The 9,428-nt window shown below is 47.0% G+C and carries 7 protein-coding genes; 6 read left to right on the forward strand and 1 reads right to left on the reverse strand.

Annotated features, from left to right (window positions below):
- The first annotated feature begins 266 nt into the window (after positions 1–266).
- From ACCM36_RS03195 to ACCM36_RS03220, 6 genes are all read left to right on the forward strand, one after another.
- Entirely contained in the window at positions 267–1,322 is a 1,056-nt protein-coding gene (locus tag ACCM36_RS03195; RefSeq protein ID WP_370572286.1) for a M42 family metallopeptidase, read from the forward strand.
- A gap of 168 nt (positions 1,323–1,490) precedes the next feature.
- Positions 1,491–2,993 (forward strand): (R)-citramalate synthase, encoded by a 1,503-nt coding sequence (locus tag ACCM36_RS03200; RefSeq protein ID WP_370572287.1) that lies wholly within the window; start codon positions 1,491–1,493, stop codon positions 2,991–2,993.
- A gap of 51 nt (positions 2,994–3,044) precedes the next feature.
- The gene (locus tag ACCM36_RS03205) at positions 3,045–4,736 is read left to right on the forward strand and encodes an acetolactate synthase large subunit (RefSeq protein WP_370572288.1); all 1,692 of its coding nucleotides are present in this window, start codon (positions 3,045–3,047) and stop codon (positions 4,734–4,736) included.
- Positions 4,733–5,218 (forward strand): acetolactate synthase small subunit, encoded by a 486-nt coding sequence (ilvN, locus tag ACCM36_RS03210; protein WP_321418611.1) that lies wholly within the window; start codon positions 4,733–4,735, stop codon positions 5,216–5,218. The genes ACCM36_RS03205 and ilvN overlap by 4 nt, the downstream gene beginning before the upstream one ends.
- Positions 5,219–5,242: 24 nt before the next feature.
- The gene (ilvC, locus tag ACCM36_RS03215; protein WP_370572289.1) at positions 5,243–6,250 is read left to right on the forward strand and encodes a ketol-acid reductoisomerase; all 1,008 of its coding nucleotides are present in this window, start codon (positions 5,243–5,245) and stop codon (positions 6,248–6,250) included.
- Between the two features lie 85 nt (positions 6,251–6,335).
- Complete coding sequence (locus ACCM36_RS03220; RefSeq protein ID WP_370572290.1) at positions 6,336–6,860, forward strand: nitroreductase family protein; 525 nt, start codon at positions 6,336–6,338, stop codon at positions 6,858–6,860.
- Positions 6,861–7,045: 185 nt separating this feature from the next.
- Here ACCM36_RS03220 and ACCM36_RS03225 read toward each other — a convergent pair whose 3' ends face one another.
- Positions 7,046–9,382 carry a DNA topoisomerase gene (locus ACCM36_RS03225; protein WP_370572291.1) on the reverse strand — a complete coding sequence of 779 codons (2,337 nt, stop codon included), beginning with the start codon at positions 9,380–9,382 and terminating at the stop codon, positions 7,046–7,048.
- Positions 9,383–9,428 lie beyond the last annotated feature (46 nt).

Consider the following 9,428-nt stretch of genomic DNA (forward strand, 5'->3'; position numbering starts at 1 on the left):
AGAATCCTCTAAAGATATTGTAATGGTACTTGAGACAAAACTTGGCAGTGTATCTATTGCAACACCTAACCGGAATCATAGTTTTTCTAACCGTTGCACTCTATGGCTGTGATCCTTGTTCTGGCATTCTTGTTCATGCGTAGGAAGGGGTAAGCTTCTAGTTTATCCTTAAAATGTTTTTTTCTTTTTCTCTTTATATTTCACATCTATATCTTTATATCAGCAGTTCCTATTATCCTGCACTAATTCCAATAAAGAGGATCCATATGGAACAACTAATCGATTCTTTGAAGAAGCTATCCAATGCACATGGCATATCCGGCCATGAGGACAGTATCCGCGCCATAATGGAGGCAGGACTTAAGCCTTATGTGGACGAGGTGACCACTGATAAGATGGGCAATCTCATAGCCACTAAAAAAGGAAGCGGGCCATCGATAATGATTGCCACTCATATGGATGAGATCGGTCTGATGGTGCAATACATTGATGATAAGGGTTTCCTGAAGTTCGTGAAGATCGGTGGCTGGTTCGACCCGACACTACATAGCCAGAGAGTTGTAGTACATACCAGCAAAGGTCCAATTCCCGGAGTTATCGGCTGCAAGCCTCCCCACGTGATGAAAGAGGAGGACAGGAAAAGACCTGTAAAGTCCGAGGATATGTTCATCGACGTGGGCGCCACAAGCTGTGAAGATGCCGAAAAGATGGGAATTACCGTGGGAACACCAGTTTCCATGGACAGGGAAGTAGTGGCCCTTGCAAACGGCAAGATCACAGGCAAAGCTTTTGACAACCGTGCGGGTTGTGCCATACTTCTGGAAGTAATGCGGCAACTTGCAGGCAAAAACATAAAAGCAACCGTATATGCCGTGGGGACCGTGCAGGAAGAGGTAGGTCTCAAAGGTGCCCGTACGTCAGCCTTCAGCCTGGACCCGGATATAGCCCTTGCAGTGGATACCACTGTGGCAGGCGATCATCCGGGCATCGATAAGAAGGATGCTGCAGTAGAACAGGGTAAAGGCGGTGTCATCACAGTTGCAGATGCCTCCGGACGTGGTCTTATTGCTTCTCCCCAGGTAGTCAAATGGTTAAAAGAAACCGCTAACTCAAAGAACATTCCCTTCCAGCTTGAGGTAGGCGATGGCGGTACCACTGATGCCACTGCCATACACCTTACAAGGGCAGGTATTCCTTCCAGTGTCATAAGCGTAGTTACCCGTTACATCCACTCCCCCGTGGAAGTGGTGGACACAGCTGATGTGAAGGCATGTGTGGACTTGCTGGTAAGCTCAATAGAAACCATTGATAAGTACTTCTGATGCCTGCATCTCAGGCACAGCTTTTCTATTTTCTGTTAGCCTGTTTCTTTCCTTTCCACATGTGAACAATCGTGATAGATACATCGATATGCATATATAGTATAGAGATATCGGTGTAGGTGCTGTTGGCAATGCCCGGCAGACAAATACCTGTGAGGGGTCGTATTATTGGAAAACATCCGGTTTTTGGACACAACTCTAAGAGATGGTGAACAGACGCCCGGCGTGGCACTCACTAAAGAGGACAAACTTGCCATTGCCCGCAAGCTCGATGAGCTTGGCGTGCATATTATCGAGGCCGGTTCAGCCATTACCTCCGAAGGAGAGAGAGAAGCCATCCGCGCAATTGCAGCTGAAGGTTTAGATGCAGATATCTGCAGCTATTGCAGGATCATGCAACCCGATATTGACTATGCACTTGCATGTGATGTGGACTCCATTCACCTTGTAGCTCCTGTATCAGACCTACATATTAGTGTCAAGCTCAAGAAGGACAGAGAAACAGTAAGGCAGATGGCGATCGAGACCACAGAATATGCCAAAGAACATGGGCTTATAGTGGAGCTTAGCGGAGAGGATGCTTCCAGGGCAGATATGGGATTCCTGAAGTCTATCTATCAGGCAGGTATCGAGGCTGGTGCAGAGAGACTTTGTTTCTGTGACACGGTAGGCATGCTGGTACCCGAGAAGACAGAGGCAATATTCAAGGATCTGACCGCATCCGTAAAGGCACCTGTGAGCATACACTGCCACGATGATTTTGGTCTGGGTACTGCAAATACGGTGGCTGCACTCAGAGCAGGTGCTAAACAGGCACATGTGACCATTAACGGTATAGGGGAAAGAGCAGGCAATACATCCCTTGAAGAAGTCGTAATGATCCTTGAATGGTTGTATAAGTACGATACAGGTATCAAGACAACTGAACTTTTCAAGACCTCAAGGCTGGTAAGCCGCCTTACTGGCATACCCGTAGCTCCGAATAAATCCCTTGTAGGAGGCAACGCTTTCTCTCACGAAGCAGGTATCCATGTACACGGTCTTTTGGCAGATACGTCCACCTATGAACCGATCAGACCGGAAATACTCGGGCGTGAGCGTAAGATCGTAATGGGTAAGCATGCAGGCAAAAGTTCCGTATCCCTAGCCATAAAAGAGATGGGATATGATGTCCAGGATGCACATCTTAACGAGATCCTCAAAAGGGTAAAAGAGCTGGGTGATTTCGGTAAGCACGTTACGGATGCTGATCTGCAATCCATCGCTGAGACCGTACTGAATATCCAGTGCAATTCCAGGGTCAAACTTGAAGATTTCACCGTAGTATCCGGGAACAGGGTAACACCTACGGCTTCGGTCAAACTGAAAGTTGATGGCGAGGAAGTGGTCCAGGCAGGTATAGGTGATGGCCCTGTGGATGCGACCATTCAGTGTATAAAGAAAGCAGTGGCCGGAGTAGGCGATATACAGCTAGAGGAATACCATGTGGATGCCATTACAGGAGGCACTGACGCCCTTGTGGAAGTACTGGTGAAACTCTCAAAGGACGGAAAAATGATAACCTCCAGAGGCACACGTACTGATATTATCATGGCTTCTGTGGAAGCGATGCTTAACGGTATCAATCGGCTGATACAGACGGAACCACATAGTACAATAGAAGATGTGTAACAAACATAAATATAATCTAAAATAGTAATTCATGACCAGCAGAGTGATCTAATGACAGAACGAACAGAGAAGATGACAGGTGCAAGGGCCATCATCGAGTGTCTGTATAGGGAAGGCGTAGATACGATATTCGGATATCCCGGAGGCCAGGTGCTTCCTATTTATGATGCACTTTATGACTCTAAGATACGCCATGTGCTTGTACGCCATGAACAGTCGGCTGCCCACGCCGCAGATGGATATGCAAGGGCAACAGGTAAGGTAGGCGTATGCTTAGCCACATCAGGTCCAGGAGCAACGAACCTGGTAACAGGTATAGCCACAGCCTACATGGACTCCATACCCATTGTAGCTCTTACCGGCCAGGTGCCACTATCCATGATAGGGAATGATGCCTTCCAGGAAGCCAACATCACAGGTATAACCTTGCCTATAACAAAGCACAATTACCTTCTGCAGGATGCTAAAGATATTCCGAGGATCATGAAGGAAGCGTTCCACATCGCATCCACCGGCAGGCCAGGGCCCGTGCTCATCGATATCCCCAAGGACCTCACCACAGAGCTGATCGATTTCCATTATCCTGAAACAGTGAAACTGCGCAGTTACAATCCAACTTATGAAGGTAATATCCAGCAGATAAAGAAGGCTGCTGAAGAGATATCCAGATCTTCCAAACCTGTTATCTACGCAGGTGGCGGAGTTATTAGTGCTAATGCCAGCGAGTATCTGCAGGCACTTGCTGAAAAAGTGCAGGCTCCTGTAACTACTACTCTTACTGCAATGGGTGCTTTCCCTGTGGACCATCCGTTGTTCCTGGGTATGCTGGGTATGCATGGTACCAAATATGCCAATTATGCGATACAGGAGTCAGATCTCATTATTGCTGTCGGTGCAAGGTTCGATGACAGGGTTACAGGTAAAATAAAATCCTTTGCAACCAATGCTAAGATCATACATATAGACGTAGATCCGGCAGAGATATCCAAGAACGTGCGTGTAGACATTCCTATCGTAGGTAACGCAAAAAAGGTACTTGAAGACCTGCTCAAATATGTTGACACGGCTTCTACCGAAGAATGGCTGAAAAAGATAGCACACTGGAAGAGGTCATATCCCCTGCATTATATCGGGGGCAGTGGTAATATCAAACCCCAGTATATCATCGAACAGATCCACGATGCCTGCAAGGATGCCATTATAGTTACTGAGGTCGGCCAGCACCAGATGTGGGCAGCTCAATATTTCAGGTTCAGTGAGCCCCGCACATTCATATCTTCCGGAGGGCTGGGTACCATGGGATTTGGTTTTCCGGCAGCCATTGGGGTCAAAATGGCCAAGCCCGACAGAGTGGTCTTTGATATCTCGGGTGATGGTTCATTCCAGATGAGTTCGCAGGAGCTGGCAACTGTCGTACAGGAGAACATTCCTGTGATAATCGCTATATTCAATAATGGTTATCTGGGCATGGTCAGGCAGTGGCAGGAGCTCTTCTTCGATAAAAGATACTCTTATACCTGTATAAGGGACAGTGTTGATTTCGTAAAGCTTGCAGAAGCCTACGGAGCACTTGGACTGCGCGTTAAACAGCCTTCTGAGGTAAGACCTGCCATCGAGCAGGCAATAGCTTCCGGAAGGCCTACACTGATAGACTTCTGGATAGAGTGTGAAGAGAACGTATCGCCCATGGTGCCAGCAGGAGCAGCTATAAACGAGATAATGGATCTGGAGAGGAAAGAATGAAACATACACTTGCAGTCCTGGTGGAGAACAGATACGGTGTGCTCTCACGGGTTGCTGGTTTGTTTGCCCGCAGAGGCTACAACATAGACAGCCTGGCAGTGGGAGTCACTGAGGATCCCACGATATCCCGTATGACCATTGTCGTACGTGGTGATGACCTTGTACTGGAACAGGTCACCAAACAGCTTAATAAATTGATCGATGTCATCCGGGTAACGGACCTTGGGTCTGAGGACACCGTGGAAAGGGAGCTTGCCCTTATTAAGGTCAATGCAGATGTGAACAACCGTTCTGAGATCATGCAGATAGCAGACATCTTCAGGGCAAAGATCATCGATGTTGCCAGCAAGTCCATGGTGATAGAGGTGACAGGTGACGAGAACAAGATCAAGGCAATAGAACAGTTGCTTAAGCCCTTCGGGATCAAGGAACTGGTGCGTACCGGCAAAATTGCCCTGCGCAGAGGCCCGAAGAGCGTATAGAACTAAACCTGAGAGGTAATTCAAATGGCAAATATGTACTATGATAAGGATGCAGATCTCAATCTTTTGAAAGGCAAGAAGATAGCAGTGATGGGGTATGGAAGTCAGGGACATGCTCAGGCCCAGAATTTGCATGATTCCGGACTTGAGGTGATCGTAGGTCTGCGTAAGGGCAGCAAGCGCTGGCAGCAGGCAGAAGAGGATGGTCTTAAGGTCATGACTGTCAAAGAAGCAGCAAAAGTAGCTGATGTGATACAGATCCTCCTGCCTGATGAAACGCAGTCTCAGGTATATTATGAAGACATAGAACCCGGACTTGAGCCTGGCAATGCTGTTGTTTTCTCCCACGGTTTTAACATCCATTACAATCAGATAGTGCCCAAGAAGGAGATCGATGTGTACATGGTCGCGCCAAAAAGCCCCGGGCACCTTGTACGCAGAACCTACAAAGAGGGCCATGGCGTTCCGGGTCTTATTGCAGTCTATCAGGACGCTACCGGCATGGCAAAACAGTTAGCTCTGGCACATGCAAAAGGTGTAGGTTGCACACGGGCAGGAGTATTTGAGACAACTTTCCGTGAGGAAACAGAGACTGACCTGTTCGGAGAGCAGGTAGACCTGTGTGGTGGCGTGGCTTCTCTTATCAAGACTGCCTTTGAAGTGCTCATCGAAGCCGGTTACCAGCCAGAGATCGCATATTTTGAGACAACTCATGAACTGAAGCTCATCGTAGACCTCATTCACGAAGGTGGTCTGGAGAAAATGTGGTATTCCGTATCCAATACCGCAGAATACGGTGGTATGACCGTTGGGCCCAAGGTCATTAATGAATTGTCCCGGGAAGCTATGTATGAAGCTCTGGAGCGTATCCAGAACGGGCAGTTTGCAAGGGAGTTCGTGCTTGAAGGCAAGGCTAACAGGCCCGTGCTCACAGCCATGGAGCGCCAGGACCGGGAACACCCCGTGGAAGAGGTGGGCCGCAGGCTGCGTGCAATGATGCCCTGGCTTAACAGTGGCCTTAATGAAAAGTAAACTTTCTACAATCTTACGATTGAATTTACATTACAAAGACGTGTTTTATATACGAGAACACGTCACTTTTTTTGGAGTGACATAAATGCAGGGTACTATAGAGACCATTCTATCAAGAAGAAGCATCCGCAGCTATACATCTGAGCCTGTGGCAAGATCGGACATTACAATGATCCTTGAGGCTGCACGCTGGGCACCATCGGGCCTTAACAACCAGCCTTGGAAATTCATAGTGGTACAGAAAGGGGACACGATAAGCAAATTAGCCAGTTGCACACGCTATTCAGCTATTGTGAAGGGTGCAAGTGTCATCATAGCTGTTTTTCTGGATACCTCCACAATGTATGATCCTACAAAAGATGCGCAAGCCATAGGTGCAGCCATACAGAACATGCTGCTTGCCTGTTGTGAACTCGGACTGGGGGCTGTCTGGCTCGGAGAGATACTTAATAATAAAGAACAAGTGAATTTGATTTTAGAAGCGCCAGAATCTCTTGAACTCATGGCTGCACTGGCCATAGGATATCCCGACAGGAACAAAACAACGTCTTCAAGAAAAGAACTTAAAGAAATAGCCTTTGAAGAGCTTTATGGTGATCAATGGAGGTAGAGACGAAGGCGCGAACCGGAATTAAGGAGGTTTAAGGATATATTTTGGATTTAGACACCTGTAAGGTAGTAGAAGGTTATCCTGATATGGCCTTCATCTCTAAATCTTACCTATGTACTTATTGTATTTAAAGATTTGTTCGCAATGCGACTAATCAAGGATAATTGATTTAGAATAAAATCAATTCAATTTGAAGACCTTTTTTTGCCTTGAATTTTTCCGCAGCTACGGTTGACACAGATCTCACTGGCATCCTTGTCTTTTTCCTTTATGCGTATCATTTTCCATCCGCACACCTCACACCTACGCTCAAGTATCGTAAGCCTGCCTTCCTGAGGCAGGGACTGGGTACGGCCACATCTTTTACTGCAACCCAGAAAACGTGAATCCTTCGTGGTGACAAGACACATCTCTCCGTCACATATAGGACACGGACCCACGACTTCAGGGGGAAAACATTCCTTTGCCCTGTCACATGCAAAGCAAGGTCCCACACCCACTGCCCAGCAATACTTGTTTGCTACTTTTATGACCGCAATTCCCTCTTTGGGGCATTCTTTTGAGCGAAGTACGGAAAGAGCACCTTCCCTGGGCAAAGGGTAAGTGTTCCTGCATTGCGGATATCCTGTACACCCTACAAAACGTCCCTTATCAGTGCTTATTATGCGTAGCACATGCCCGCAATCCGGACATTTGCCAATGTAATTCTTCTTGTCCTCCGTGGCAGCTTCATCATTAATAGAGCCTGCAAGCCGGGATACGATGGAATCACGGTTTTCGGTAAGTTGTGAATACATCATTTTTATAAGCTCAGTTCCCTCGGTAACCGCAACTTCCAAGTTTTTGCTGCCCTCCTCCACTTCCTGCACAAGGGATTCTATGCGTGCCCTTATTTCCGGCTTCACTACAATAGGTACCGATGTGCTAAGAGCGTCCATAAGGCTGAAACCGGTTTCCTGAATAATTATGGTCTTGCCTTTCGTCTCAAAATAACCACGCTTCTTGTTTGTTTCTATATGCGAAGGAGCCGTCGCCTTAGTACCGATGCCATGCTTATCCATCAGGGTTAACAGTTCGGCTTCAGTAAGATGTTTTGGAGGAGCGGTCCTGGAAGCTATGTTATCCAGTTTTTTCACCTTAACTTCTTCTTTTTCTTGGATCTCGGGCAGGAACTTGTCATTCTTTGTCTCAAAGGGGTACACTACCATCCAACCTTCGCTTTTCATTACCGATCCGGAAGAGTCGAACAACTCGTTCTGCACTGTGATTTCAAAATGCGTCTTCTCGAATAGAGCCGCAGGCATTAGATTAGCAAGAAAATGTCGGGTTATCAGGTCATATACTTTACCCGCCCCTTCGGTCTTTACAGCTTTCTCCACTTCCTTCACAGCAACTGCTTTTATTGGATGGATGGGCGGATGGTCATGCCCATCTTTTGTACCGTTGCGCACAGTGATATCACCGGCTGAAAGAATGGCAAGTGCAGGTTCTTTGTATTCTGTGGATGTAAAGGCTATTACTTTTGACTTGAAATCAAAATCATCGGCATATTTATTTGTCTCTGTCCTTGGGTAGCTTGTAAAACCGTTCAGGTACAGTTGTTCAGCTATCTCCAGAGCAGATTCCGGGCTGATGTTCAGGAACTTGGATGCACGTTTGAGAAATTCGGTAGTGTTGAGGGGATATGGTGCATTTGTCTTTACTTCTGTCACACTTTTCTTTGTAACTATCCCACTATTGCATGCTTTTATCCTTTTGAATATCTCGGCTGCCTTTGCCTTATCTTTTATATTGCCTGCCCGGTGCACTCCTTTAAAATCCATACTTTTTGCATGGAAAAGTGCTTCGATCTTCCAGAAATCTTCGGGATTGAAATCTCTAATGTTTTTTTCTCTTTCATATACGAAACCGCATGTGGGGGTCTGGCATGGTCCGATGGAAAGGATATCCTTAGTGCGTGCTCTTTCCCTCACGGCCAGGGTCAGGTATCGGGTAAAAGCAGCGCCCATTTTAAGGTCGAGGATCTGGCGGGCATCCGCAGACATTGCCATAGCTGTATCAGGCTCCACGGGATCGTCAAAAGCTTTGGTGATCTCGGAATCAGACAATGAAGAGAACCTTGCTCTTTTCACAGGGGCGCGGGAAACCCTGGCTGCAAGTTCCTTTGCTTCAAATCCGATATTCTCTCCTTCCCTGTCAAAATCACAGGCGAGTATTATCCCATCGGCTTCTCTGGCAAGAGAGAAAATGGCATCAGCAAATGGTTTTTTTGTAACTGTTTTGACGGGTGCTGTATCAAGCAATTTTCGAGGGTCCACAGATCTCCAGTCGTTCAGCTCCTGTGGAAAATCATAACCCATAATATGACCGGAAAGACCCATGACCTGCCATTCCTGGCCATCCCTGCGAAACACATAGACTGGCACTCCTTCCACAAGCTTTCTGTCAGGCTTACCTCCGCTAAGGATATTGGCGATCTGTGAGGCAGCTTTGTTCTTTTCGGTAAATACAACAACAGTCATGATATATCTTGCACCTGATTAGAATAGTGCGCGATACATTATAACT

Source organism: Methanomethylovorans sp. (assembly GCF_041305605.1).
GTDB lineage: Archaea > Halobacteriota > Methanosarcinia > Methanosarcinales > Methanosarcinaceae > Methanomethylovorans.